Origin of the sequence: Candidatus Methanoprimaticola sp. MG2 (assembly GCF_047501175.1) — an archaeon.
Taxonomy (GTDB): Archaea; Thermoplasmatota; Thermoplasmata; order Methanomassiliicoccales; family Methanomethylophilaceae; genus Methanoprimaticola.
In genome coordinates this window covers 23,628-48,615 of the sequence record NZ_JBEQWH010000003.1, presented here as the reverse complement: position 1 = coordinate 48,615, position 24,988 = coordinate 23,628, and the positions used below count along the sequence as shown (strand labels likewise).

Genomic DNA, 24,988 nt, shown 5'->3' with positions numbered 1-24,988 from the left:
ACGGAAGCGGTCACGATGAGGGTATTCGTCTACAACATGCGCACGTTCGATGAGCTCGCCTATTTCGAGAGGTTCACCGAGGAGATGGGGATGGAGATGGGTTGGACCGAGGACCCCCCTACCATCGACAACTGTGGTCTGGCGGACGGATACGATGCGATATCCGTGATCACGACCCCTATAACCCCGGAGATGCAGGACCGCCTCAAGAGGGGCGGGGTGAGGATGGTCTCCACCCGCACCATCGGGTACGACCACATAGACCTGACCCACGCCAAGGACATCGGGATGGTCGCCGCTCACGTCACCTACGATCCCGAGGGTGTGGCCGACTACTGCGTGATGATGATCCTGGCGGTCATAAGGAACCTCAGGAGGATACAGGTCAACAACGCCGTCAACGACTTCACGCTCGAGGGCCTGTTGGGAAGGAAGCTCAGGGACCTGACGGTCGGGATCGTCGGTGCTGGCAAGATCGGTACGACCGTCATGAGGGATCTGTCCGGATTCGGATGCAGGATCGTCTACACCGGTCGCAGGAGGAACGAGGATGCCGACATGTTCGGGGAGTATGTCGACATGGACACGCTCCTGAGGGAGAGCGACGTGGTCTCGCTGCATCTCGAGCTCAACTCGGACACCCATCACATCATCGGTGCCGATGCGATCTTCAGGATGAAGGACGGGGCCTACCTCGTCAACACCGCCCGCGGACCCCTCGTGGACACCGAGGCCTTGATCGGTGCCCTCGACAGCGGGAAGCTGTCCGGAGCGGCGCTGGATGTCATAGAGGACGAGTTCGGGCTGTACTACAATGACATGCGTGGCAAGGACATCCCCAACAGGTACATGGACAGGCTGAGGTCGATGGAGAACGTCCTCCTGACCCACCACATGGCGTTCTACTACGATGCCGCCGTCCGCGACATGGTCTACAACTGTCTGGACGGCATCCGTTCGATGGACGACGGCAAGGACATCCCGTACAGACTGGTCTGAACAGGTTTATCAGCAGACAGCACGTCACCGGATCGGGTGATCCCATGGACATGATGATAGGCTATTGCGGTCTGGACTGCAGGAAGTGCGAGGCTTACCTGGCCACCGTCAACGATGATGACGAGGCCCGTAGGGACATCGCCAGGAGATGGTCCGAGTACAACCACGTGGACATCACGCCTGACATGATCAACTGTCTCGGATGTCGCGCGGATGGTGTGAAGACCCCTTACTGCAGTCATTTCTGCGAGATCAGGAAGTGTGCCCTGGGGAAGGGGTACGAGACCTGCGGCGGCTGCTCCGATATGGAATCCTGTGGGAAGGTCGCCATGGTCTTCCAGAATTCCGACGAGGCACGTGACAATCTGAGGTCCGGTTCGGATTGAACCCGGGTCGACGGACAGCATCCCGATGCCGCTCTCTCGATAACGGTAATAACGGGTCCGATGCTACGTTCAGGCATGAGAGCGAGAATAAACGGCATCGAGGTCGTCTACGAGGACACAGGCGAAGGCGTCCCGCTGCTGATACTCGGGGGCTTCGGGGCTGACCGGGACTTCTGGGTCGGAGCGACATCCGCCTTCCCCGGATACAGGATCGTGACCCCCGACAACCGCGGGGTCGGTGAAACCGTCTATTCCGCCGGGTTCAGCGTCGAGGACCTGGCCGAGGACGCCTTCCTTCTGATGAGGCACCTCGGGATCGACCGCTTCAACATTCTCGGATGGTCCATGGGCTCTCAGATCGCTCAGATCCTCGCAGCGCACCACCCCGACTCCGTTATGGGCCTTGTTCTCGTGTCCACCTACAGCAGGATACCCGCCAGGAGCGACTATCTCCTGAGGACGCTGTCACGCATGGCCGCCGAGGGGGGCTCCTCCGTGGAGTCGTTGGCGGTGGCCGTCAACGCCTTCTGCTGCACCGAATCCCTTTTCGGGGAGCTCAGGTCCACGGGGACGGAGATGCCGCTGCCCGACAGGGTGCAGGACCCCAAGGGCCTGTACGATCAGACCGTGGCGATGTCGGAGTGCGATTCGCTCCCCATCCTCGGTCGGATCGCGGCACCCACGCTCGTCGTCCATGGGACGGAGGACCTCATGGTCCCGTTCGGGTGCGGTGAGAGGGTCGCCTCCTGCATCGCGGGAGCGGAGCTGAAGGCGATCGACGGCGAAGGGCACGCGATGCCCCTGTCGCTGTACGCCGGGGATGCCATGCGCATCTTCGACAGGGCCGCACGGGCCCGTCGGATGTGTTGATAGAAGGTTCCGGGCTCGCGCCCGGATAAAGGTAGTTCACCCGAGGGTGACGGAGCCCGCGACGCGGAGCTTCCCGCCCTCGAGGTACATGATGGTCGCCTTGTCGCCGGGCTTGTGGATGATGTCCGACTCGAGCTCGAAGACGACCTTCGCGCTCCTGAAGTCCCCGTCGTCCTCTGCGGACGCGACGCGGCAGGGGACCATCTGCATCCAGTGCCCGATGTGGAGCACCATCCCCTCCTTCAGGGCCGAGGGCCAGTACTTCACGAGGGACACCTTCCCCTCGATGTGCCTGGACATCTTGACGGACTGGTCCGTCGTTATCACGAACCCGCGGTCGAGCTCATCGGACTCGATGTTGCGGAGCGCCAGCCCCACATGGTCCCCCTTGACCGCATCGGCGGCGTCGAGGTCGTGCTTCTGGATCGACTTGAGGATGACCTCGCGTCCCAGGGGGAACACGGTCATCTTGTCGTGCTTCCTGAACCACCCGTCTATGACGGACCCGAGGACGACGGTCCCGACGCCCTTGACGTTGAAGTGGCTGTCCACGGGGCATGACCCGCATGTCCCGTCGCCGGGCTGTCCCCCCTCCTCCTTGGCGAGGGCTATGAGCTCCTCCCTCAGCTTGATGGGGTCCTCCTCCCTGAGCTCGTAGTTCTCCAGGCAGGTGCCTGCGAGGAGGGGCTTGAGCTGCTCGGGCTGAATGTAGTTCCTGAGGACGATCCATCCCTTGTCTATGCCGAGGGAGTCGGTCATGACGATGGTCTCCCCCAGGAAGGAATCTATCTTGTCCACCACGAGTATCGCGAACTCCGACATCGCGACCGAGTAGAACAGCGACGAGAGCTTCTCGGGATATTTCGAGGGCTCTATCAGGGTGAACGAGTCGGTCCCCGACTTGTGGTCGTAGAACGTCATGTCGGTGACGGTACCCTTCTTTCCGACGGTCCCCGCGAAGTCCTTCGCACCGAGCACCGCTATGTTGAGGTTCCCCATTTTCAGATCTCCGTGTCGTCGAGGAGCCTGACTCCTGCTTCCTCAAGGATCTCGACCGCCCTGGGGGTGTCATCGACGCGAACGAACAGCACGCTTCCGGAGGAACCGGTGTAGAAGTACCCGTACTCGATGTTGATGCCCGCGCTTCCCAGCTTGTCGGCTGCCACGAAGAAGGAGTTGGTGGCGTTCGTCACCGATATGGCGATGATGTCCGTCTTGCGGACGATGATGCCCTTCTCCCTGAGGCTCTCGAAGGACTGCTCCGGGTTCTCCACGATCGCCCTGAGGATCCCGAACTCGGCGGACTCCGCCAGGTTGAACGCCCTTACCTTGAGGTCTGCGTTCTTGATGATCCTGCATACGCTGGCCAGACGTCCCGGTTCGTTGTTCACGAAGATCGAGAGCTGAGTTATGATCTTGTCTTCCTTCATTTCAAATCACCCTTGTGTCGACGACCCTTTTCGCCTTGCCCTCGAACCTCGGGAGTTCTCCCGGGGCCTTGAGCTCCACCTTGGCATAGATGTTGAGATACTTCTTCAATTCGTTCTCGATCTTCTTCCTGAGCCTGGTCATCTCATCGACCTTGTCGCTGAACGCCTCCTCACGGATCTCCACCTGGACGAGCATGTCGTCCAGGGCACCCTCCCTCGAGACGTAGATCATGTACTGCTGTCCGACCTCGGGGATGTTCATCAGGGTGTACTCGATCTGAGACGGGAACACATTGATTCCACGGATGATGAGCATGTCATCGGTCCTTCCGGAGATCCTTCCGATCCTGGGGGACGTGCGTCCGCACTCGCACTCGTCCTCCATGAGGTACGTGATGTCCCTGATCCTGTACCTGACCATGGGCATCGCCTCCTTCTGGAGCATGGTGACGACCATCTCTCCCTTCTCCCCGTTCTCCAGGGGCTCCCCGGTGTCCGGGTCGATGATCTCCACGTACATGATGTCGCCGCAGACGTGCAGTCCGTTCTTCTCGGAGCACTCGGTGAACATGGGCCCAGCCTGTTCGGAGGTCCCGTAGATGTCGTAGGAGTCGATGTTCATCTCGTTGCTGATGTACTGCCTCATGTTCTCGGACCAGGGTTCCGCTCCGAGGATGGCCTTTCTCAGCTTGGTGTCGTTCTTGATGCTGACGCCCATCTTGTTGGCGACCTCGTTCAGGTGGATGAGGTAGGACGGGGTGCAGGCGATCGCGGTGACGCCGAGGTCCTGTATGAGCTCCACCTGCCTCTGGGTGCTACCGGTCGATGACGGCAGCACGGTGGCTCCCACAGCCTCTCCGCCGTAGTGCGCCCCCAGACCTCCGGTGAACAGTCCGTATCCGTACGACACCTGGAGGACGTCCCCGGGACCGATGCCTATGGACGTGAACGAGCGGGCGAGAGCCTCCGTCCAGTATTTCAGGTCGCCCTGGGTGTATCCGACCAGCGTGGGCTTCCCGGTGGTACCGGAGGACACGTGGTACCTGACGATCTCCTTCTTGGGGACGGTGAAGAGCTTGTCGGGGTAGTTGTCGCGGAGGTCCTGCTTGTACATGAACGGCAGCTTGCGTATGTCTTCCAGGCAGGTGATGTCGTCCGGATGGACCTTCGCCTCGACCATGCGGTCGTGATAGAAGTTGTTGAACGAGTACAGGTTGTAGACGAGCTGCTTCAGCTCGCGGTACTGGAGCTTCTTGAGCTCCTCCTTGGGCATGCATTCGATTCTCGGGTTCCAGTACATGATTACCCTCTGTTCAGATAATATACTTCCATATCAGAGACAATATAAATTCGATGCGCCCTTCCCGCCCCGTATCGGTGGCGCATGACTGGTCAGGAGGACGTATGGGACGCATTCTACCGCTCCAACGGGAGGGCATGGAGGGGGAACTGCAGGATGCCGGACCCTTTCGGAGGGATGGGCGACGCCCTCGATATCGGATGCGGGAGCGGCAAGAGCACATCGTCGCTGATCGACATGGGCTACGACGTCACCGGTGTGGACTTCTCCGCGGAGGCCGTCTCGATCTGCAGGGACCGCTTCGATGCCCGTTTCGAGCAGGGGAGCGTGCTGGCCCTTCCGTTCCCGGACGGATCGTTCGACTACGTCACGCTGATACACGTTTTGGAGCATGTGCCGGACGGGGACATGCCGTCGGTCGCATACGAGGTCCGTCGGGTCCTCCGCACGGGCGGTCATGTGTTCATCCGGGACTTCGCACCCGGGGACCTTAGGTCGGGGTCCAGGGAGGGATCGGACATCGACTACTTCCACAGGGGCCCGGACGCCATCGCCGGATTCTTCGACGGCCTCTCGGTCGTCAGTTCCGAGCTCGTCGAGGAGCGCACGAGGTTCGGAGCCGTTCGGAGGAGATCGGAGGTCCTTCTGAGGCTCGATCCGTGAGGGCGCTGTCCGGGATCCTGTCGCATCGTGGCCCCTGACGTGACACCGCATGACTCAGCATCGTACCGGGGGCGAACTGTACATCACAACCGTTGGTGGCAGGAATCCCGCGATGTATCAGGCAGCATGTTCCGATACGGTAGTTTAATCATCAATCGAGACCAATCGGGGGCCCATGTCAACGAAGCGTTGCCCCCAGTGCGGGCACGAGAACCCTCCCGAGACCCTCTTCTGCGAGGAGTGCGATTGGAGGCTGGATTTGGATTATAAGCCTGACAAGACTCCCAATGCCATGCTGTTCCCTGCGATCACCGCCATCCTGGGGATCATCGCCGTCGCATGTGGGTTCATCTCCGGCGCGGAGATCGGCGCGGTCATATGCGGAGGCATCGCCATGGTCATAGGAGGCTACTCTGTCAGCAAGGCGAAGCTCACCGGATGCGGAAACTCGGTCATCGTCCTCGGAGGCGTCGGGCTCATCCTGGGTGTCATCGGATTCCTCGTGGGATTCTCCGCGGTCGTCGGAGCGATCTGATGGCAGTATATCGCGGGAAGTATGTCCTCGAGGGACTTGGAACGATAAGTCCCGAGATGGAGCACAACCTGGACATCGCGTACGACATCTGCATGTCGTATCGGGACGATTTCCCTTGCGAGATGTGCGGGAGGTGCTGTCACCAGCCCCACATCATCGTGAAGCCCGAGGAGATCGACAGGGTGGCGACGGCCGCAGGCATCCCGATATTCGACTTCCTCAGGAACTATCTCGTCCAGACGGACGACGGCAGGTTCCTGTTCAAGAGGACCGACCCATGCGCGTTCCTTGGCAAGGACAACCGCTGCACGATATGGAAGGACCGTCCTCAGATATGCGACGACTTCCCCTATGCGGTCTCGATGTTCATGAGCCGTGTGTACCTGGCCCTCACCAATCCCGATGCGGACATATTGGACCTCATATCCTACATGGACGACACCTGGCCGTGCACGTCGGTCATCAAGGGGGACATCGCCGGGAAGGTCGAGGCCGCACGCAAGGACGTCGTGTCCCTCTGAACCATCATCCAAACGCCCGGCCGGGGCTGTCACGTTCCCCGGCCCTTCTCCAATCGTTCTCGAGTGCTCCCTAAACGGTAATAACCGTGCCGTCCGATACGGTGTCGATGTCTGAGCCTAAGAAGAAGATCCTCATGATCGTCCTGGACGGTATGGGGGACCGTGCCTGTCCGGACCTGAGGGGACTGACGCCGTTGCAGTATGTCAGGACGCCCAATCTGGACTGGTTCGTGGGTCACGGTCGTTCGGGGATCTGCGATCCGATCTCCCCCGGCATCCGCGCCGGGAGCGACACCGCCCACCTGGCCATCCTCGGGTACGATGCCCGGGAGGTGTACAGCGGCAGGGGACCCTTCGAGGCGATCGGGGCGGGACTGGACATCCAGCCCGGGGACGTGGCGCTTAGATGCAACTTCGCGACCGTCAACTCCGACATGGAGATCCTGGACCGCAGGGCGGGCAGGATCAAGGACCCCGAGACCACCATGCTGGCCGATTCCCTGGACGGCATCGAGATCGATGGCATAGAGTGCTTCGTCAAGGCGAGCACGGAGCACCGTGCGGTACTCCTGCTCAGAGGGGACGGCCTGTCTCCGGACATCACCGACTGCGACCCGGGCGAGGACTCGTTCCTCCTCAGGTGCATGCCGAAGGACCCGGACGACGACGATGCGGCCTTCACGGCACAGGTGGTCAACGCGTTCATGGACGAATGCCACGAGCGCCTCAAGGGCCATGTGATAAACCGCAAGAGGTCCGCCGCGGGGCTGCCGCCGGCCAACATCCTCGTCCCTCGCGGGGCCGGGGAGTATCCGACCATCGATCTCTTCACCGAGAAGTACGGCATCTCCGCCACATGCGTCGCGGGTGTCGCACTGGTCAAGGGGATATGCAAGGTCTGCGGGCTCGACGTCTACCCTCTTCCCGGGGGATGCGACGGAAGCCTGGATTCGGACCTCATATTGAAGATCGGGAGCGTCCTGGACGCTTTGAACGAGTACGACTTCGTCCTCATGAACATAAAGGCAGGCGACATCGCAGGTCATGACGGGGATGCCAGGTCCAAGGCGGAGGTGGTCAAGAGGGTCGACGAGGCCATAGGCATCCTGAAGAGCGAGATGCCCGACAACCTTGTCGTCGTGATAACCTGCGACCATTGCACCCCATGCTCCCTCCTGGACCACAGCGGGGATCCCGTCCCGATAGCTTTCTACACCAAGGGCATGGTCTGGGACGAGGCTTCCGAGTTCAGCGAGACCGGTTGCGCCAAGGGGACCTTCGGACGCATCCGTGCCATGGACATCATGCCCATCGTCATGGACCTCGCCAACCGCACCGAGAAATTCGGGTCATGAGGAGAACAGGGTCAGCTCCGCATGCAGTGTCCCGCCGGATGTGACGGGGACCGTGACGGTGGCGCTGGACGCGGTCATGCTCCCGGGGTGTCCTATCTCCGAGCGCTTCGGACCCCCTTCCGTCCCGGGCGGGGTGAACTCGAGGACCAGGAGATACGGTCTGCCCTTCGAGAATCCGTCAAGGGCCTCTTCCAGGTACTCCCTCGGCCCGTCCGCCCCGGTGTTGACGTGCAGGGCGGCCAGGTCGGACAGCTTCACCAGGGAGTCGTCCCCCTCGGTCATGTCGGACAGTCTCATCCTGGAGTCCATCAGGCCCTCAAGGAACTCGGACGGGTCGCGGTCGTCCTTCGACACATGGTCCATGTACCCGACGGTGACCGCGGCAGCCATCATTATGACCACTATGAAGATCATCGCATCCGTCATGGCGACGAACCCTCTGCGACTCATGCGCATACCGTCACCTCGAATATGGCCGTCACCGAACGGCCGTCGTCCATCGGGACGATAGAGGTCACGGTCCTCGTGAACAGGCTGCCATCCAGTGATCCTATGATGATCGGCGCGGGCTCTTCGCAGATTCCTCCCGGGATCAGAATCGTCACGGCAATGCCGTCAAGTCCCTTCGAGTCCGCATAGTCCTCCAGATATCCCTGGAACCCGGGGTTGAAGAGACCGTCCGATATGTTCCCGGTCATCATGTCCGGGTCGATCCCGTCCGTCGGATCCATTACGATCGTAGCGGAGTGTGTAGCGACCCCCAGGAACGCGGTGAGCACGGTGACCACGGCCATCATCGCGATCATGGCCTCCAGGAAGCCGATGTCCCCTCTAGCGTCTGCATTCATGCCTTACATGTGCGTTCGCAGAGGTATATAATATCGAGTCCGCCGCTCATATGTGCGGGTGTGCTCACTCGTTCCTGAGGCCCCTTTTGTAGAGTCCCTGGGTGAAATTACTGCCGCACATCTCGTATATCTTCTCCCTCAGGACGGGGTCCGGCCTGGTCAGGTACATCCCGACGGCCTTGGCGAGCATGGGCGGGCGCTTCCTCACATCGATCCCGACGGAGGCCACTCCCGACCTTCCGAGCTCCTCGACGTTGTCCAGCAGGAAGAGGTCGACGGAGTTCAGGACGTGCGCGAATCCCCTTGCATCCGTGTACACGGGGAACGATGCTCCCGTCTCGTCGGTTATGGAGCCGCTCCCCATCCCCGGGTCGCGGGAGTACATGAGCTCCGTCCTGCCGAAGGCCATGACCTCGGTCCTGCCGGGATATCTCGCGACGAGGTCGGACACCTCGTTCCTGGAGAGCTCCACGGACAGCGTGGCCTGGTATATGTCCGAGGGGAACAGCGAGTTGAACGCGTTGAACGAGGGCGCGGTGTAGATCCTCTGCCCTTTGAACCTGCGGAGCTGAGAGGGGTTGCACGCCATGACGGGTCCGTCCGCGGAGCATTCGTCGGCGCTGTCGAACCTCGGCAGGAGCGCGACGCACTCCACGTCCCTCGTCCTGCACATCCTCCTGGCATCGTCCAGGCGCGGGCCCCACTCGAAGTAGACCCTGTCGGCGTACGGGAGGACCGCGTCGAGCACCTTCAGGCTGTTGACGTAGAACGACCTCTCCGGGACCATGTCCCTATGGGGGTGCCTGGGTGGCACGGTGTCGTTGGGGACGTGCCGGGAGGTGGTCCCCGTGAGCTTGGGGGCCTTCCCGATGAGGTTCTTGACCTCGTCGATCCTGGGGTCGTACGTGCGGTATATCTCGTAGTCCCCGTCGGGGATCTTGAACGGGACGAGTATGGGGTTCGTCTCGACGACCTTGAACCCGCCGACCTTCGTGTCGCCCCTGAATATGGACAGTCCGTCCTTCACTCCGACCGGGTCCACGAACTTGGATGTGTCGAACCTCTGGTTCCTGATCCTGGCCCTTCCCACGAAGAACCCGCGGTTGTCGGGGAACAGGGGCTGGACGGGGGATGTGACGCCGTCCAGGTATCCGGACGACGTCCCGCGGTTGAAGACGGTCCTGAGGAGTCCGAGGGTCTCCTCGTACTCGTCACCGAACTCTCCGGCCTCCGCCATCGAGTAGACCTTGGTGGACAGATAGGCATATGCGGGCGAGCGCATCCTCCCCTCGATCTTCAGGGATGTGACGCCGATGTCCCTGAGCCTCCCGATGTGGTCGGCACCGAAGAGGTCGGCGCAGCTCAGGAGGAATCCCGTCTCGCCATCCTTGGTGTACCTCTTCCTGCAAGGCTGTGCGCACGATCCGCGGTTGCCGCTCCTTCCGCCCATGAAGCTGGACATCAGGCATCCGCCCGACATGCAGTAGCAGAGCGCCCCCTGGACGAACACCTCCGTCTCTATTGGGGAGTCGGGGACGATGCGTGACAGCTCATCGAGCGTGAGCTCCCTTGCGAGGACCGCGCGGTCGAGGCCGTTCTCGGCGCACCACCTGAGTCCTTCGAGGGAGTGGATCTGCATCTGTGTGGAGGCGTGTTTGGGGATGTCGATGCCCGAGACCGCTCTGAGGAGTCCCAGGTCCTGGATCAGGACGGCGTCCGCATCGATGTCCCTGAGGAACCTCACGAACGCGACCGCCTCGTCCAGTTCCCTGTTGAATATGGACGTGTTGACCGCCACATGCACACGGACGTCGTGGTCGTGCGCATATCCGATCGCCCCTTCGAGCTCCCTGTCCGAGAAGTTGCCCGCGAACGCACGGGCTCCGAAGCTCTTTCCTGCGAGGTATACGGCGTCGCATCCGCCCTTGATGGCGGCAGCCAATCCTTCGGGGTTGCCTGCCGGCGATAGTATCTCCACGCTATCAGGAACGGGTCCCCATATAATATGGGTGGTCTCCGAAGTCGGTCGGTCGTACGGTGTCCGGATGGGGTTACGGGGTCCCATCGATCCTACAAATATCTAAGGATTTTTGTGTAAGTGTTACACCACACCTCCTGCGTTATAAAAGATGAGACGAAGTCCGTTCCATGGAACTGAGATTCGATCTCACAGGGATGCTTTCCAGGGGGAAGGATGATGCTCCGAAGGCGTCGCTTTCGGGGGATTCGCTGATAATCGACTGCAGGGAGTGTGAATTCATACCGCTTCCCGGGTCCAAGGAGTGCATACGGTGCATGGTGTTCTCGCTGTGCTCCGTCGGAGGCGCGGGCAGGATCGTCATGAGGACCGGGAGGGACATAGAGGTCTCCGGGACGGCGGGGCGCATCCTCAGGGACGTGGCATCGCTGAAGAGATGGGCGGTCCCTGCGGAACCCCCGAAGGGGAGGTGCCGCACATGCCCGGTCTCCAGGACGGCCGTGGTCGAGGAGGCATGGTCCAGGTTCCCGGACCCTGTGCTGGGGATGACGGCCGAGGAGATCGTCTCGTCGGCTCCCGACAGGGAAGGGTGTGCCGAGTGCACGGCCACCACCGTGAAGACCCTGGACCAGATCTCGGAGGGGATGTCGGCCATCCGTAGGTCAATGACGGAATCCTACAGGAGGGAGGCACCGTGAGCTCGCTGAGGATCCCTCCATTCGCCTCGATATTCCGTCCGGACCCGGAGAGGGCCCCCATGGACGACGGGACGTCGGAGGAGATGGGCGAGAGCACACTGTTCGACAGCACCCCTCCGAGGTCCACCGTAGCGACCATCGCGACCGACGGGCCGGACAGGGCGCCGGGGTCCAGGACGAGGGCGGCCCCCGCTTCGTTCACGGAGATGTTCGCCGCCATCGCCGGTACGGCGGTGAGGTCCAAGCCGTCCTACGCCGACTGTTGGATATCCCCCTCCCCGGACCTCCGCAGGGTGGCATCCTACATGACCGACGTGGGCTCCGTCGCGATAGGTGTGTCCAACAACGGGGAGACGATGTACTGCGTCACGCCGAGGGAGTACGCGTACCCAGACGCCCTCAACGCCGTCGTGATGGACGTCATAGAGGAGATCCGCGACGCATACCGCGACCGCGGGGGGAGCCTCGACAGGGATTCCGTCATGGGCATGACGCGTTCTATCCTTACCGGGAGATGGGAGGACATCAGGGACGCGTCCTCCGCCGAGGACGTGGACTCGGTGGTCAGGGACGTCTGCGCCATCGCGTACAGGCACTCCGTCGGAGCGGGGATATTCGAGGTGCTGCTGTCCGACCGGCACATAGAGGACATCTATGTGGATGCCCCCTGCTCGTCCAACAGGATCCATGTCACGGTGAACGGCATAGACGGTCTGAACTCATACATCAGGTGCTCCACCAACCTGACCGCGGAGGACCGTGAGGTCGACAACCTCCTGAACATACTCAAGAGGGACAGCGGCCTCAGGTTCTGCCGCTCCAGCCCGGTACTGGAGACGGACATCCGCGAGTTCGACGCCAGGGCCACGATCATCGGATACCCCCTGAGCCCGAGGGGGAACGCGGTGGCCATCAGGAAGCATTCCGTCAGGCCGTGGACCCTGAGCCGCCTGATCGCCAACGGGACGGTGTCCCCCAGGGTCGCAGGCATGCTCTCGTTCCTCGTCAACAGCCGTGCCACCTTCCTCGTGTGCGGGGCCAGGGGTGCAGGGAAGAGCTCCCTCCTCTCCGCGCTCATGTTCGAGTTCCCACTCAGTCAGAGGATACTCACGATAGAGGACACCCTGGAGCTTCCGGGGGACTACATGCGCAGCATGGGATACAAGGTCCAGACCATCCTGGTCGACGAGAGGATCCAGGGGACGGCGACCTCCCGTTCCGACGAGGCCCTCCGCGTCTCCCTCAGGCTGGGGGAGTCGGCCATCGTGATGGGGGAGGTCAGAGGGGATGAGGCGAAGACGCTGTACCAGAGCATGCGTGCGGGACGCGCCGGCAGTGCGATCATGGGGACGGTCCACGGGGATTCCGCATCGTCCGTCTACCAGAGGATGGTGTACGACATGGGCATCCCGCCCGAGGCGTTCATGGCGACGGACGTGCTCATAACGCTGGAGACGGTGAGGGACCGCCGCAGCGGCAACCTGATCCGCAGGGTGAACGAGATCGTGTCCACGGGGAAGGAGCCGGGCGAGTTCGAGGACATGTCCACCCCGGAGGGCATGATGCGCTCCCCGTTCATGGGCCGTGTGCTGAGCTCGCTGCAGATGTCCCCGAAGGACGTGTCCAAGGACATCCGTGCAAGGTCGATGATGCGTTCTTATCTCGCCGGGATGGGGACGGCCGACGAGGCGTACCTTGGCCCGGAGTGGATACAGACGGCCAACGACATCCTTTCGGGGATGAGGCCGGGCTACTCGGCGGAGATGGCACTGAACGAGCTCAAGGACAGGGTGGGGTCCGAATGAGGGTCGATCACCGCAGATTGCTGAACGAGGCCCCGACAGTGGTCGGGCTCATGACGTCGGTCGTGGAGTCGGGAGGGTCCCTGGATGTCGCTGCCAGGACCGTGGCGGAGGACGGCCCGCCGATATCCAGGTCGATATTCACGGAATGCATCCGGCTCGTGGATGTGAAGAGGTCCCCGTCCGTGAGGGATTCCATCATCGCGGCCCTGGGGCGGATGCCCGACAGCGCCTCGGGGTACCGGCAGTCCCTGATGCTGTGCATCTCCGCGGCGGACGTGGGCGATCCGCAGGAAAGGCTCAGGATACTCCGCGAGGCCTCCGATTCGGCGCTGGATGCGGTGAGGATAATGGGGGAGAGGTACAGCGCATCCCTGTCCATGCCCTGCATGCTGGTCTTCGGCCTGGGGATAATGGCCCCGATGATCATGATGTCCATACTCCCACTGATGGGAATAGGCGGGATGTTCGGGTCCATGCCGGTCGACAGCAACGTGATCCTCGTGTCTACTCTGGTGCTGATCCCGGCGCTCATACTCCTGATGGCCTTCAAGATCCGTTTCGACAACCCTTTTTTGGAGTCGGACATGGGGGTCAGCGGCATATCGTCGGCATCGCCACTTCTCCTATCGGTCCCGCTCTACCTGCTGATATCCGCGGCAGGGAACACTCCCGAGGAGGCCATGCTGTTCGCCGTCGTCTCGTCCTGTGCGATGTGCCTCATCCTCCTGGTCCGCGGACGCAGGGACGAGACGGCCAGGATCCGGTCGGAGTCCGGACTGAGGGATTCCGTGTTCGAACTGGGCAACGCGATGCTGAGCGGGGACAACTTCGAGAACGTATCGGTGGATGTGATATCGGGACGCACCGAGTGCTCGGATGTCGGGCTCTCGCTGAGGAGGGAGCTGGACCTGTGCAGGGGCGATGTGGAATCGGCCGTCCGCAGGGTGATAGAGCCGGTCTCGGCGGAGGTGTCCCGCACGCTGTGCTACATACACAGATGCTCCCTGAAGGACACCGAGGACGCCGGAAGGCTGGCCGTGGCCGTGGGAAGGCAGTTCCAGAACGGTTCCAACATACGCAAGGAGCTGGAGATACGGCTGAAGAGCATGACGGACATGATGTCCGGCACGGCGGTGCTGTTCGCCCCCATGGTCCTCGGCATGAGCATATCGATGCTGGAGCCCCTGAGCGAGATATCCGGGTATTCCGGATTGGACGGCACCGGGACCATGCTGTCCGTATACATCCTGGAACTGTGCGCTCTGATCTCCATACTCACGTCCAGTCTGGGCGGGAGGGGAAGTGTCAGGGAGATGATCTGGAAGTTCTGCCTGATGTCACCGATCGCCCTCCTGGTGTTCCGTATGTGCACGATGTTCCAGTTCCGACGGGGTTTATACCTCGGGATGCGATGCGGGGGCATGGATTTCAGGAGGCGTGCGGTTCTTATCGGATTCGCAGCCTTCGGCATCCTCCTGGCCCTGACCGTGGCGGCCCCGTTCATGGCGCCGTACGGGTCCTTCAGGATGCTGGACGGCTCTCCGGGGATGATCGACGGAGGCTGGGAGGGACACGGGCCGGTCGGGATCATATATGCGCTCGGGGACCTGTTCTGCCATCAGGAGGAGTGGAGGTCGTATGTCCTCAACGGTTCCCAGCTCCCGTTCTGCATCCGTGACGTCGGGATATTCGCGGGCCTCTCCGTAGGGTTCCTGATGGCGTTCCGCCTCGGCGGCCGCTGTTCCGACAGGAGGATCCCCGCACTCGGGCTCGTCCTGATAGCAATCATGGTCGCGGAGTGGGGCGTCGAGACCACTGGCCCGGACATGCCCTCGCTCAGGATGTTGACCGGGGTGTTAGCAGGTCTCGGCGCATCACTAATAATGGCATGGCTCCTATACAGGGACGGGGACACCTATGGTCAGTGACAGTATCGATCGGGATTGCGAGTTCGGGGATGTGCCGGCCAGGGCCGTGGAGTGGCTGCTATCGCGCGGTCATCTCACGAGTGACGACTGCTCCATGAACGTCGCCTGTGGGCGCGGAGGGTTCTCGAGGCCGATGTCCAGGGCCGTGAGGGTCCTGGTCTGCATGGACCGTGACCGTAGCGCCCTCGATGTGACCGGGGCGAGGTGTGAGGGCGGATGTAGGACGGAGCTGTTCGAGAGGGACTGGAACTCGTACGTGCCTTCCAGGGGGAGGTACGACTCGGTCCTGATATCCCCGTCATACCTCTGCTACAGCCGTGATTCGCTGCTACGTGCGGAGACGGTCTCATCGAGGAGCTGTGTCGTGGTCTTCCCGACGGTCCACGACTATCGCAGCCTTCGCAAGGCCGTCCTGAGGTCGATCGGCTTCAATGTGAGCTTCCCGGGGTTCCCGGACTACCGCCCATTCGTGGAATGGCTGTCCGATGAGGGTCGGGACCATGACTCGACCGTCATATCCACGGACATAGAGTGTCCATTGGACCTGTTCTGTGCGTCCCTGTCCAGGGACTGCATAGCCCGGGGCGCACCGGCGGATACCGTGGAGGATTCTGTCAGGACATTCGCGGAATCACTGTTGTCGGGGGATGTCGTGAGGATCCGTTTCGAGGCATGTATCGTCGCATGGAATGTGAAGAAGTGAGGCAGGCAGGCACTGGGTCCTGACGCCGGCCCATCCGTAGTTCAAATTTGAGGCACGCCGGTCTTAATGAGGGTGCGTATCATGGAATGGGACTTACTGGCTACCCGCCTCAGTAGGGGTTAAAGAGGTTTGGTTTAAAAGGTTTGGATGGGCTCATTCGCACTTCGTCCATCCGCATGACTTGCATACGTTGCATCCGCCCTGGAATTCGAGCTCCGCACCGCATTTCGGACAGGGGTTCTTGATCTCCCTGACGGGCGCCTCCTCGGGCGCCTCGTCGTCTATGCCCCTGATCTGCGCCTGCATCTCGTTGTACATGTCGGTCAGGGCCCATCCCACCGCCATGGGGCAACAGGATCCAAGGGACGTGTCCTTCTTGGTGTGGGTCCTGACGACGTAGGAGGGGCAGGATCCGCATGATTTGAGCTGGTCCACGATCTTATCGATGCTGCATCCGGACCTGGCCGCGAGGGATATCATCCTGGAGAGCCCGACCATGAAGTTGTTGCATCCTCCGGTCGATCCCTTGTTGAGGTACGCCTCCCTGAGTTCGCCGGTGTTCGGGTCGAAGAACGCCGTGCAGTGAAGGCTTCCGCAGCCGGTCATGAGCTTCCTCTTCTTCCCGACCACGTTGTCGGCGACATCCTCCACGGCACCGCGCTTGTCCTCGGAGGACGAGGTCTTGTCCGCGGGCTTCTCGCTCTCCTTGGTGGAGAGGATCCCCAGACGCTTGCATCCGTCGCGGAACACGGTCACACCCTTGCATCCGGACTCCCACGCGAGCATGTAGATGTTGTACACGTCGTTCTCGGGGAAGTTCTCGGGAAGGTTGACCGTGGAGCTGATGGATGCGTCGATGTGCTTCTGCCAGACGGCCTGCATGTCGATCCTGTTCCTGTAGTCCAGGTTCTGTGCCGTCACGAAGAATCCGGGAAGGCCCTGTTCGTTCTCGATCTCCGGGTGGGCGTCCATGTACGACTGCACGATGGGCGTGTAGACCTTGTAGTACTGGTCATGGTCCTCGAGGGAGGTCGTCCTCCTCTCGTACGACAGTGCGAAGATCGGTTCGATCCCCCCGGAGATGCCCAGCATGGTGGACAGCGTCCCGGTGGGGGCGATGGTCAGCAGCTGGGAGTTCCTGAGCCCGTACTCCGCGACGAGGGCACGGGTCTCGTCGGACGCGTTCTCCTTGAAGAACGGGGAGTCGATGATCTGCTGCGGGACGCACTTGGGGAACATGCCCTGTTCCTTCGCGAGGACGGCGGACTCGTTGATGGCGGTGTCCATCATCAGCTTCCCGAGCCTGTCGCAGAACGATACCGCGTCGGGCGAACCGTAGGTGTACTCCAGCATGATGAGCATGTCCGCCAGGCCCATGATCCCCAGGCCGATCTGCCTCCAGTCCGTGACCGACTCCCTCTGCTCGGGGAGCGGATGGAGCGGGAGGCCCTCGTCGAGGACGTCGTTGAGCGCGCGGACGCATATCCTGACGGCCTCCGTGAACTCCTCCGACTGGAATTTGCCGTCCCTGACGAACGCCGCGAGGTTGATGCTTCCGAGAAGGCAGCTCCCTCCCGCGGGAAGGGGCTCCTCGGCACAGGGATTGGTCCCTGCATAGGAATAGTCGGGGAATTCGGACAGGAGGTTCCACTCGGAGATCCTGTCCCAGTAGAGGCATCCGGGCTCCCCATAGTCCCAGTTGGTGTAGCAGAGCCTCTGGAAGAATGCGTTCGCGTCGAGCTTCTTCTCGATGTGCTGGTTGCTCTCGGGACGGTCGAAGACCTGGGTGTAGGGCTTCTTGTCGCGGACGCATTCCATGAACTCGTCGCTGACACGGATGGACATGTTGGCCTTGGTGACCCTCTCGAGGTCCGTCTTCACGGACATGAACTCCTCGAGGTCGGGGTGGTCGCAGGAGATCGTCAGCATCAGGGCACCGCGCCTTCCGTGCTGTCCGATGAGGCCGGTGACCATGGAGAACAGGTCTGTGAAGGAGACCGCTCCGGATGTCTCGGACGCGGTGTTGTTGATCTTCGCGCCACGGGGTGCGAGCTTGGAGATATCGATCCCGGCGCCCCCTCCGTAGCTGAATGTGCGTGCGAGCCTCCCGGCGGTCTCGAAGATGGACTCTATGGAATCCTCGGGAGGGGTGAGGACGTAGCAGTTGGAGTATGTGACCTTGAGGCCGCTCTTGTGGAGGCCCCTGTTGGCAAGGATCCTTCCTCCGAAGAGGAATTTCTTCTCTGCGATCATCCTCCTGAGGTCCTGATTGCCGTTACTGATCCTGTCCAGCCATTCGTCGAAGCTCTCGCCCTCGTGGCAGTACTTCTTGGTCCAGATGTCAGTGCCCAGCTCATTGTCCTTGCCTAACCAGTCTCCTATCTGCATGTCCACTTCCCCATAATCCGTCCACATCAACTGGGATGCCTCGGCTCACGCGCCATCGGCTTATCCTATTTATTGACCTTCGTTGTCATTGAATTCTTGGTAATGGAAGGATATGTTGGAGTATATATCCAACTAATATAAAAGAAACGAAATTCTTTGTATGTACGTTCAGATAATACCAAAATAATCAAGCTTTCACGTATAATAATAAGCTTATCAGGCGCATACAAGCTGTTGACGGCGTTAAAGTGTCATATCTTCGAAGCATAATCCCTATGGACGATTTTGGACGTGAAGGATATGCAATCCTTGTCTGAAAAGGCCTTTGTGGGTCTGATTGGCATCAGTGGTCCGCGGATAATGGACGATCCTTGTTGTTTGCCCAGGGCATGTCCCACGCACGCCCGGGCGCTCATCACCTGTTGCTCTGACAGCGGCTGAGGAGCTCCATCTTGTCCTCATAGTAGGAGACGCTCATGTCCATGTGGTGGATGTGGGGGTTCTCGAACCTCTGCTCCTCCTCCCAGATCTCGTCCCTGAGCTGCATCCTCACATAGTCGCGGATCTCGGTCAGGCTCCTCTGGGGGGACACCCTCGTACCGTTCACGATGATGGGCTTGAGGAGCGGCCTCGCGGTGTGTCCGGACAGGTCCACCTTCCTCCATGGCCGATGTGTGTCGATGACATCGTAGGGTCCGGACAGGTCCACCTCCTCGTCCTCGTGGGTGATGAGGTCGGACGTGGCATGGCCGGTGGAATCGTAGATGCGATACACCATCTTGCGGCCGGGATTGGTGATCTTCTCCACCGCCTCCGACACCTTGATCTTGGGGATTGTGACGCCGCCCTTCTCGATGGCGGAGATCTTGTACACCCCGCCGAAGACCGGGTCGCTCTTCGATGTTATGAGCCTCTCGCCGACTCCGAAGGCATCTATGCACCCTCCCTGGTCGATGATGGAGGATATGGAATACTCGTCCAGGCTGTTGGAGGCAATGATCCTGCAGTCCTCCATGTCGGCTGCGTCCAGCATCTTCCTGACCTCCTTGGTGAGGTATGCCAGGTCCCCCGAGTCGAGACGGACGCCCTTGAGCCTCTTGCCCATGGGCCCGAGGACCTCCTTGGCACAGCGGATCGCGTTGGGGGTGCCGGACTTGAGGACATCGTACGTGTCTATCAGCAGGACGGTGTCGTCCGGGTAGATGCGCGCGTACGCCGCGAACGATTCGTACTCCGACTCATGGTACATCACCCAGCTGTGGGCCATCGTGCCGCTTATCGGGATGCCGAACATCTTTCCGGAGAGCACGGTGGCCGTGCCTGCAACGCCTCCTATGTACGCCGCCCTGGCCCCGTACACCGCCGCGTCCATGTTGTGCGCCCTGCGGGCCCCGAAGTCGGACACGGCGCGGCCCTTCGCCGCACGGACTATCCTGGATGCCTTGGTGGCTATCAGGGACTGGTGGTTGAACTGCGCCAGTATGGCCGTCTCCACGATCTGCGCATCGATGAGGGGTGCGGTCACGGTGATGACGGGCTCTCCCGGGAATATGACGGTCCCCTCGTCGAAGGCTGAGACAGATCCCTTGAAGCGATATCCCCTGAGGAACTCCAGGAAACCGGGGTCGAACATCCCCAGCGACCCGAGGTATTCGATGTCGTCGTCCTCGAAGTGCATGTCCTCGATGTACTCGACTATCTGTTCCAGACCGGCGAATATGGCATATCCCCCGTTGTCGGGGATCCTGCGGAAGAACACGTCGAACGTGGCGACGTCATCCGGGTCGGAGTCCAGGAAGTAACCGTTGGACATCGTCAATTCGTACAGGTCCATGACCATGGACAGGTTGCGCCGGTCACACATACTCATTCGATCACCGAAGTGCTGGACCCGGCATCGTCCGGTTCCTGACAGGGTCCGGTATGCGGCTCCATATCCTAATTGTTGCCCTCGTCCGCGTCTTGTCCGTCAGCTTTGATTGTATATTCATGTCCAATCATGGGATAATTTTGTATAATACTATATAATATTAAACAAATTTATACATTAACTTACAATAAAATACATTATATACCAAATCAGTGATGGAGAAAATAGAGAAGGTAGCGTACATGGAGTACAGCCCAAGCGAAAAGACGGTCGGGGACTTGCGTGCCGAATACGGGACGGTCCCTGTCTTCTGTGAGATCCTGTCTGACATCCGCACCCCTGTGGAGGTGCTTTCCGCACTCATGGCGGAGGATGAGCACTGCTTCATACTGGAGAGTGTGGAGGACAGGAAGCGCTGGGGAAGGTACACGATCATCGGGTTCAGGCCCGAGCTGAGCATCGTATGCTCCGACGGGGATGTGACCGTGAGGGAGAACGGGGATGTCCGTACCATCGCCGCAGGGCACCCCTCGGACGTGATACGCGAGATCCTCGGCAGGTACAGGTCCCCCACCCTGGAGGGCATGCCCCCCTTCACCGGCGGTCTCGTGGGGTACTTCTCCTACGATTTCATCAAGTACTCGGAGCCGTCCCTCGTGCTGGACGCGAAGGACGACGAGGGGTTCAAGGACGTCGACCTGATGCTCTTCGACAAGGTCATCGTCTTCGACAACTTCCGTCAGACGATCTCGGTCATCGTCCATGTCAACTCGGGCAGGGACTATCAGGAGGCCTGTGCGGAGATCCGCCGCATCGTCGGTCTGATAAGGGCCGATGGGCACAGGGCGCATCCCCGGGCCGTACTTAGGTCCGGGTTCAGGCCCATGTACTCCGAGGAGCAGTACTGCAGGATGGTGGACCAGGGGAAGGAGCGCATCCGCGAGGGCGACATATTCCAGGTCGTGCTCTCCAACAGGCTGGAGGCGGACTTCGAGGGAAGCCTGCTGGATGTGTACCGCGTCCTCCGCACGACCAACCCGTCCCCGTACATGTTCTACCTGTCCGGCACGGACGTGGAGGTGGCAGGGTCGTCGCCGGAGACACTGGTGAAGCTCAGCGACGGCGTCCTCCGCACGTTCCCGCTCGCGGGGACGAGACCCCGCGGCACGGACGTGGACGATGACAGGAGGATCGAGCAGGAGCTCCTCTCCGACGAGAAGGAGTGCGCGGAGCACAACATGCTCGTGGACCTCGGGAGGAACGACCTGGGGCGTGTCTCCCGCATAGGCTCGGTGGAGGTCGAGAGGTACATGGAGGTCGAGAGGTACTCCCATGTCATGCACATCGGCTCCACCGTCGCCGGCAGGATCGCCGAGGGGAAGGATGCGATGGATGCCATCGAGGCCGTCCTCCCTGCAGGGACACTCTCCGGGGCACCGAAGCTGAAGGCATGCGAGATCATAGACGGGCTGGAGGACTGCAAGCGCGGGATATACGGCGGTGCCGTCGGATACATCGACTTCTCGGGCGACATGGACGTCTGTATCGGGATCCGCCTGGTCTACAGGAAGAACGGGAAGGTCTTCGTGAGGTCCGGGGCGGGGATAGTAGCGGACTCGGTCCCGCACAACGAGTTCATGGAATGCATGAACAAGGCCAGGGCCGCCGTGGAGGCGGTCGAGAAGGCTTCGGAGGGATTGGAATGACCACCCTCCTCATAGACAATTACGATAGCTTCTCGTACAATCTGTACCAGTTGCTCGGTACGTTCGACGATGTCGAGGTCGTCAGGAACGATGTGATCTCCGCGTCGGAGGTGATGGATGCCGGTTTCGACAGGGTTGTCCTGTCCCCCGGTCCCGGGAGGCCATGCGATGCAGGGGTCTGCAGAGATGTCGTGACCGACCTGGGGGGAAGGGTCCCGATCCTCGGCGTCTGTCTGGGACACCAGGTCATATGCGAGGCGTACGGAGCGACCGTGGGATATGCGAAGCACCTGATGCACGGGAAGGTCTCCAGGATATCGCTGGAGGAGTCCCCGCTCTACGAGGGCCTGGACAGGGCCATCCCTGTGGGCAGGTACCATTCGCTGGCGGTCGAGGAGGATACCCTCCCCTCCTGTCTGAGGGTGACCTCCAGGTCGGATGACGGGGAGGTCATGTCCGTGGAGGACCCCGTGAACAGGGTCTACGGAGTGCAGTTCCATCCGGAGTCTATACTGACACCGGACGGACCGGCCATAGTGGCCAACTTCATGGGGGTGAGGATATGACCGCGATAAGCGAGGCGGTGTCCAAGCTGGTCCTGGGAAGGGATCTGGAATACGAGGAGGCGAGGTCAGTCATGGACTCCATCATGAGCGGTCAGTGCTCGTCCGTGTCGATCGCGTCGTACCTCACGGCCCTCGCGCAGAAGGGCGAGACCATGGAGGAGATCGCCGCGAGCGCCGCAGAGATGCGCGCCCACTCGATAAAGCTGCCCGGGGACCACTCCCGCGACCTGGAGATCGTGGGGACCGGAGGGGACAGGTCCGGATCATTCAACATATCGACGACGTCGGCGTTCGTCATCGCCGCATGCGGCGTCAGGGTCGCGAAGCACGGGAACCGCGCGATGAGCAGCAGGTCGGGCGCCGCGGACGTGCTCGAGGCGCTGGGCGCCAACCTGGACATCTCCCCGGAGACGTCCGCGGAGATCCTGGAGAGGTGCGGGTTCACGTTCATGTTCGCCCAGAGGTACCACTCCTCGATGCGCTACGTCGCACCGGTGAGGAAGGAGCTAGGGTTCAGGACGGTGTTCAACATCCTGGGTCCGCTGACCAATCCTGCCGCCGCGGGCAACCAGCTCACGGGAGTGTACTCGGAGGAGCTGGTGGGTCCGGTCGCCAGGGCACTCGACATGCTCGGGGTGCTGAACGCGATGGTGGTGTACGGGAGGGACGGGATAGACGAGATGTCCGTCTGTGCGGAGACGACGGTGGGGGAGATGAGGCATGGGACGTACGACCCGTATGTGGTCTCCCCGGAGGATTTCGGGCTCGTCCGCCATTCCCATGACGATCTGCTCGGAGGAGGGCCCCAGGAGAATGCGGCTATCACGCGTTCCGTCCTGGGCGGTTCCACCGGTGCCAAGAGGGACGCGGTTCTCCTGAACGCGGGTGCGGGACTGTACACCGTGGGCGGGGCATCGTCCATACAGGAGGGCATCGAGATGGCCCGCAATGCGATCGACTCGGGGGAGGCCTCGAAGCGTCTGGACCTCTTCGTGAGGCTCACGGGTGAGGGAGATGTCCTCGATCCTTGACAGCATCGTGGAGAGCACCCGCATGAGGGTGTCCTTCGAGCGCACGGTGCGTCCGTTCTCCGATGTCAAGGAGGGGAGCATGGTGCGTCCACGCCGGACGGGGTTTCCGTTCATCCGCAACCTCCGTTCCGACGGTATGTCCTTCATCTGCGAGGTGAAGAGGGCATCCCCGTCCAAGGGCATGATCTCCGAGGAGTTCCCGTACCTGGACATAGCGAAGGGCTACGAGCGTGCCGGCGCATCCGCGATATCGGTGCTCACGGAGCCCCGCTTCTTCAAGGGGAGGGATGCGTACCTGGAGGACATCGCGGACACGGTCTCCGTGCCGGTCCTCAGGAAGGACTTCATAATCGACGAGTACCAGATATACCGTGCGAAGGAGATCGGCGCGTCAGCGGTGCTGCTGATAGCGGCGATCCTGAGCGACCGGCAGCTCCGGTCGTACCGCGAGCTCGCGGAGTCCCTTGGCATGGATGCGCTCGTGGAGGCGCACACCAGGGAGGAGGTCGAGAGGGCGGTCTCGTCGGATGCGGAGATCATAGGCATAAACAACCGTGACCTGTCCACGTTCACCGTGGACCTGGGAAACAGTCTAAAGCTCAGGGACCACATCCCCGACTCGGTGGTCGCGGTGTCCGAGAGCGGCATAACGTCCGCGGAGGACGTCAGGATGCTCAGGGATGCGGGATTCGACGCCGTCCTCGTGGGAGAGGCATTGATGCGCTCGTCCGATCCGCATGCGACCCTGGAGTCGATGAGGTCATGATAGTGAAGATATGCGGGCTGATGTCGCCCCTGGACGCCATATACTCGAACATGGCCGGTCCCGACATGGTCGGGTTCGTGTTCCATGAGGGCAGCAGACGCTTCATCACGAAGGAGAGGGCGTCGGAGATATCCTCGATGCTCGGCGACATCACCCGCGTCGGGGTCTTCGTCAGGGAGGACCCGGGGTTCATCCGCGACATGGTCGATTCCGGGCTGATAGACATGGTGCAGATCCATGACGCGTCGGACCGGAGCTATGTGCGCAGGGTAGTCGATGCGGCCGGGGTGCCGGTAATACAGGCGTTCATAATCAATGGGAGGGAGGACCTCGACCTCGCCGTGTCGTGCGAGGCTGACCACATAATGCTGGATGCCGGTATGGGTTCCGGCAGGAGGATCGACACGGAGATCCTTCAGGATGTCCCCGTCCCGTACATATTGTCCGGGGGGTTGGACCCGTCCAACGTGCTGGAGGCCGTCAGGACGCTCGGTCCCGCCGGCGTCGATGTGTCGTCGGGAGTGGAGACGGACGGGGCCAAGGACCCCACGAAGATGACCTCCTTCGTCTATGCGGCGAGGGGGAACTTCGAGCCGCTCCTGGAACATCACCGATGCGATGCGAAAGGGGTTTGAAGGGGTT

General features: G+C 61.3%; 24 protein-coding genes. 16 read left to right on the top strand and 8 right to left on the bottom strand.

Annotation, left to right across the window (positions count from 1 at the left end):
* The first annotated feature begins 15 nt into the window (after positions 1-15).
* From V5D86_RS02885 to V5D86_RS02875, 3 genes are all read left to right on the top strand, one after another.
* Complete coding sequence (locus tag V5D86_RS02885; RefSeq protein ID WP_414595195.1) at positions 16-999, top strand: NAD(P)-dependent oxidoreductase; 984 nt, start codon at positions 16-18, stop codon at positions 997-999.
* 44 nt (positions 1,000-1,043) lie between these two features.
* A complete protein-coding gene (locus V5D86_RS02880) occupies positions 1,044-1,385 on the top strand; it encodes a DUF3795 domain-containing protein (RefSeq protein ID WP_414595194.1) in 342 nt (113 codons plus the stop codon).
* A gap of 75 nt (positions 1,386-1,460) precedes the next feature.
* Positions 1,461-2,255, top strand: a complete 795-nt coding sequence (locus V5D86_RS02875; protein ID WP_414595193.1) for an alpha/beta fold hydrolase — start codon at positions 1,461-1,463, stop codon at positions 2,253-2,255.
* 36 nt (positions 2,256-2,291) lie between these two features.
* Here V5D86_RS02875 and V5D86_RS02870 read toward each other — a convergent pair whose 3' ends face one another.
* From V5D86_RS02870 to V5D86_RS02860, 3 genes are read right to left on the bottom strand one after another with little or no spacing between them, the layout of a single operon-like run.
* Positions 2,292-3,254 carry an EF-Tu/IF-2/RF-3 family GTPase gene (locus V5D86_RS02870; RefSeq protein WP_414595192.1) on the bottom strand — a complete coding sequence of 321 codons (963 nt, stop codon included), beginning with the start codon at positions 3,252-3,254 and terminating at the stop codon, positions 2,292-2,294.
* A 2-nt stretch (positions 3,255-3,256) separates the two neighbouring features.
* Complete coding sequence (locus V5D86_RS02865; protein ID WP_414595191.1) at positions 3,257-3,685, bottom strand: amino acid-binding protein; 429 nt, start codon at positions 3,683-3,685, stop codon at positions 3,257-3,259.
* A gap of 1 nt (position 3,686) precedes the next feature.
* Complete coding sequence (locus V5D86_RS02860) at positions 3,687-4,985, bottom strand: phenylacetate--CoA ligase family protein (protein ID WP_414595190.1); 1,299 nt, start codon at positions 4,983-4,985, stop codon at positions 3,687-3,689.
* An 84-nt stretch (positions 4,986-5,069) separates the two neighbouring features.
* On the opposite strand from V5D86_RS02860, the gene V5D86_RS02855 reads away from it, so the two are divergent.
* From V5D86_RS02855 to V5D86_RS02840, 4 genes are all read left to right on the top strand, one after another.
* A complete protein-coding gene (locus V5D86_RS02855) occupies positions 5,070-5,648 on the top strand; it encodes a class I SAM-dependent methyltransferase (protein WP_414595189.1) in 579 nt (192 codons plus the stop codon).
* A gap of 175 nt (positions 5,649-5,823) precedes the next feature.
* The gene (locus V5D86_RS02850; RefSeq protein WP_414595188.1) at positions 5,824-6,183 is read left to right on the top strand and encodes a hypothetical protein; all 360 of its coding nucleotides are present in this window, start codon (positions 5,824-5,826) and stop codon (positions 6,181-6,183) included.
* Positions 6,183-6,704 (top strand): YkgJ family cysteine cluster protein, encoded by a 522-nt coding sequence (locus tag V5D86_RS02845; protein WP_414595187.1) that lies wholly within the window; start codon positions 6,183-6,185, stop codon positions 6,702-6,704. The genes V5D86_RS02850 and V5D86_RS02845 overlap by 1 nt, the downstream gene beginning before the upstream one ends.
* A 107-nt stretch (positions 6,705-6,811) precedes the next feature.
* A complete protein-coding gene (locus tag V5D86_RS02840) occupies positions 6,812-8,059 on the top strand; it encodes a 2,3-bisphosphoglycerate-independent phosphoglycerate mutase (protein WP_414595186.1) in 1,248 nt (415 codons plus the stop codon).
* Here V5D86_RS02840 and V5D86_RS02835 read toward each other — a convergent pair.
* From V5D86_RS02835 to V5D86_RS02825, 3 genes are all read right to left on the bottom strand, one after another.
* Positions 8,054-8,515 (bottom strand): hypothetical protein, encoded by a 462-nt coding sequence (locus V5D86_RS02835; RefSeq protein WP_414595185.1) that lies wholly within the window; start codon positions 8,513-8,515, stop codon positions 8,054-8,056. The two genes, V5D86_RS02840 and V5D86_RS02835, sit on opposite strands and share 6 nt — an antisense overlap.
* Complete coding sequence (locus V5D86_RS02830; protein WP_414595184.1) at positions 8,506-8,907, bottom strand: hypothetical protein; 402 nt, start codon at positions 8,905-8,907, stop codon at positions 8,506-8,508. Before V5D86_RS02830 ends, V5D86_RS02835 begins: the two co-directional genes overlap by 10 nt.
* A 64-nt stretch (positions 8,908-8,971) precedes the next feature.
* Positions 8,972-10,885: a U32 family peptidase gene (locus V5D86_RS02825; RefSeq protein ID WP_414595183.1), complete on the bottom strand. Its 1,914-nt coding sequence runs from the start codon at positions 10,883-10,885 to the stop codon at positions 8,972-8,974.
* Positions 10,886-11,055: 170 nt separating this feature from the next.
* Between V5D86_RS02825 and V5D86_RS02820 the strand changes: the two genes are divergently transcribed.
* The 4 genes from V5D86_RS02820 to V5D86_RS02805 are packed head-to-tail and all read left to right on the top strand — an operon-like array spanning position 11,056 to position 16,019.
* A complete protein-coding gene (locus tag V5D86_RS02820; RefSeq protein WP_414595182.1) occupies positions 11,056-11,583 on the top strand; it encodes a hypothetical protein in 528 nt (175 codons plus the stop codon).
* On the top strand, positions 11,580-13,388 hold the full coding sequence (locus tag V5D86_RS02815) for an ATPase, T2SS/T4P/T4SS family (protein ID WP_414595181.1): 1,809 nt from the start codon (positions 11,580-11,582) through the stop codon (positions 13,386-13,388). Before V5D86_RS02820 ends, V5D86_RS02815 begins: the two co-directional genes overlap by 4 nt.
* Complete coding sequence (locus tag V5D86_RS02810) at positions 13,385-15,316, top strand: DUF2085 domain-containing protein (protein ID WP_414595180.1); 1,932 nt, start codon at positions 13,385-13,387, stop codon at positions 15,314-15,316. Before V5D86_RS02815 ends, V5D86_RS02810 begins: the two co-directional genes overlap by 4 nt.
* Complete coding sequence (locus tag V5D86_RS02805) at positions 15,306-16,019, top strand: hypothetical protein (RefSeq protein ID WP_414595179.1); 714 nt, start codon at positions 15,306-15,308, stop codon at positions 16,017-16,019. The genes V5D86_RS02810 and V5D86_RS02805 overlap by 11 nt, the downstream gene beginning before the upstream one ends.
* A gap of 153 nt (positions 16,020-16,172) precedes the next feature.
* Here the strand turns inward: V5D86_RS02805 and V5D86_RS02800 are convergent, their stop codons facing one another.
* Positions 16,173-18,407: an adenosylcobalamin-dependent ribonucleoside-diphosphate reductase gene (locus V5D86_RS02800; RefSeq protein ID WP_414595178.1), complete on the bottom strand. Its 2,235-nt coding sequence runs from the start codon at positions 18,405-18,407 to the stop codon at positions 16,173-16,175.
* 415 nt (positions 18,408-18,822) lie between these two features.
* Positions 18,823-20,277, bottom strand: coding sequence for a nicotinate phosphoribosyltransferase (locus tag V5D86_RS02795; RefSeq protein ID WP_414595177.1), 1,455 nt, complete (start codon positions 20,275-20,277; stop codon positions 18,823-18,825).
* 242 nt (positions 20,278-20,519) lie between these two features.
* Here V5D86_RS02795 and V5D86_RS02790 point away from each other — a divergent pair, with 242 nt between their 5' ends.
* The 5 genes from V5D86_RS02790 to V5D86_RS02770 are packed head-to-tail and all read left to right on the top strand — an operon-like array spanning position 20,520 to position 24,981.
* On the top strand, positions 20,520-21,983 hold the full coding sequence (locus tag V5D86_RS02790) for an anthranilate synthase component I family protein (protein ID WP_414595353.1): 1,464 nt from the start codon (positions 20,520-20,522) through the stop codon (positions 21,981-21,983).
* Positions 21,980-22,549: an anthranilate synthase component II gene (locus V5D86_RS02785; RefSeq protein ID WP_414595176.1), complete on the top strand. Its 570-nt coding sequence runs from the start codon at positions 21,980-21,982 to the stop codon at positions 22,547-22,549. Before V5D86_RS02790 ends, V5D86_RS02785 begins: the two co-directional genes overlap by 4 nt.
* The gene (trpD, locus tag V5D86_RS02780; protein ID WP_414595175.1) at positions 22,546-23,580 is read left to right on the top strand and encodes an anthranilate phosphoribosyltransferase; all 1,035 of its coding nucleotides are present in this window, start codon (positions 22,546-22,548) and stop codon (positions 23,578-23,580) included. The genes V5D86_RS02785 and trpD overlap by 4 nt, the downstream gene beginning before the upstream one ends.
* Positions 23,564-24,346, top strand: coding sequence for an indole-3-glycerol phosphate synthase TrpC (gene trpC, locus V5D86_RS02775; RefSeq protein ID WP_414595352.1), 783 nt, complete (start codon positions 23,564-23,566; stop codon positions 24,344-24,346). The genes trpD and trpC overlap by 17 nt, the downstream gene beginning before the upstream one ends.
* Complete coding sequence (locus V5D86_RS02770) at positions 24,343-24,981, top strand: phosphoribosylanthranilate isomerase (RefSeq protein ID WP_414595174.1); 639 nt, start codon at positions 24,343-24,345, stop codon at positions 24,979-24,981. The genes trpC and V5D86_RS02770 overlap by 4 nt, the downstream gene beginning before the upstream one ends.
* The last annotated feature ends 7 nt before the right edge of the window (positions 24,982-24,988 follow it).

Bases quoted from the DNA above. Each gene is read 5' to 3' on its own strand.
- trpD (WP_414595175.1), top strand. From the start codon at position 22,546: ATGACCGCGATAAGCGAGGCGGTGTCCAAGCTGGTCCTGGGAAGGGAT.
- V5D86_RS02885 (WP_414595195.1), top strand. From the start codon at position 16: ATGAGGGTATTCGTCTACAACATGCGCACGTTCGATGAGCTCGCCTAT.
- trpC (WP_414595352.1), top strand. From the start codon at position 23,564: ATGTCCTCGATCCTTGACAGCATCGTGGAGAGCACCCGCATGAGGGTG.
- V5D86_RS02850 (WP_414595188.1), top strand. From the start codon at position 5,824: ATGTCAACGAAGCGTTGCCCCCAGTGCGGGCACGAGAACCCTCCCGAG.
- V5D86_RS02845 (WP_414595187.1), top strand. From the start codon at position 6,183: ATGGCAGTATATCGCGGGAAGTATGTCCTCGAGGGACTTGGAACGATA.
- V5D86_RS02770 (WP_414595174.1), top strand. From the start codon at position 24,343: ATGATAGTGAAGATATGCGGGCTGATGTCGCCCCTGGACGCCATATAC.
- V5D86_RS02835 (WP_414595185.1), bottom strand. From the start codon at position 8,515: ATGCGCATGAGTCGCAGAGGGTTCGTCGCCATGACGGATGCGATGATC.
- V5D86_RS02810 (WP_414595180.1), top strand. From the start codon at position 13,385: ATGAGGGTCGATCACCGCAGATTGCTGAACGAGGCCCCGACAGTGGTC.
- V5D86_RS02795 (WP_414595177.1), bottom strand. From the start codon at position 20,277: ATGAGTATGTGTGACCGGCGCAACCTGTCCATGGTCATGGACCTGTAC.
- V5D86_RS02870 (WP_414595192.1), bottom strand. From the start codon at position 3,254: ATGGGGAACCTCAACATAGCGGTGCTCGGTGCGAAGGACTTCGCGGGG.
- V5D86_RS02840 (WP_414595186.1), top strand. From the start codon at position 6,812: ATGTCTGAGCCTAAGAAGAAGATCCTCATGATCGTCCTGGACGGTATG.
- V5D86_RS02805 (WP_414595179.1), top strand. From the start codon at position 15,306: ATGGTCAGTGACAGTATCGATCGGGATTGCGAGTTCGGGGATGTGCCG.
- V5D86_RS02875 (WP_414595193.1), top strand. From the start codon at position 1,461: ATGAGAGCGAGAATAAACGGCATCGAGGTCGTCTACGAGGACACAGGC.
- V5D86_RS02790 (WP_414595353.1), top strand. From the start codon at position 20,520: ATGGAGTACAGCCCAAGCGAAAAGACGGTCGGGGACTTGCGTGCCGAA.
- V5D86_RS02800 (WP_414595178.1), bottom strand. From the start codon at position 18,407: ATGCAGATAGGAGACTGGTTAGGCAAGGACAATGAGCTGGGCACTGAC.
- V5D86_RS02860 (WP_414595190.1), bottom strand. From the start codon at position 4,985: ATGTACTGGAACCCGAGAATCGAATGCATGCCCAAGGAGGAGCTCAAG.
- V5D86_RS02865 (WP_414595191.1), bottom strand. From the start codon at position 3,685: ATGAAGGAAGACAAGATCATAACTCAGCTCTCGATCTTCGTGAACAAC.
- V5D86_RS02785 (WP_414595176.1), top strand. From the start codon at position 21,980: ATGACCACCCTCCTCATAGACAATTACGATAGCTTCTCGTACAATCTG.
- V5D86_RS02880 (WP_414595194.1), top strand. From the start codon at position 1,044: ATGGACATGATGATAGGCTATTGCGGTCTGGACTGCAGGAAGTGCGAG.
- V5D86_RS02830 (WP_414595184.1), bottom strand. From the start codon at position 8,907: ATGAATGCAGACGCTAGAGGGGACATCGGCTTCCTGGAGGCCATGATC.
- V5D86_RS02855 (WP_414595189.1), top strand. From the start codon at position 5,070: ATGACTGGTCAGGAGGACGTATGGGACGCATTCTACCGCTCCAACGGG.
- V5D86_RS02820 (WP_414595182.1), top strand. From the start codon at position 11,056: ATGGAACTGAGATTCGATCTCACAGGGATGCTTTCCAGGGGGAAGGAT.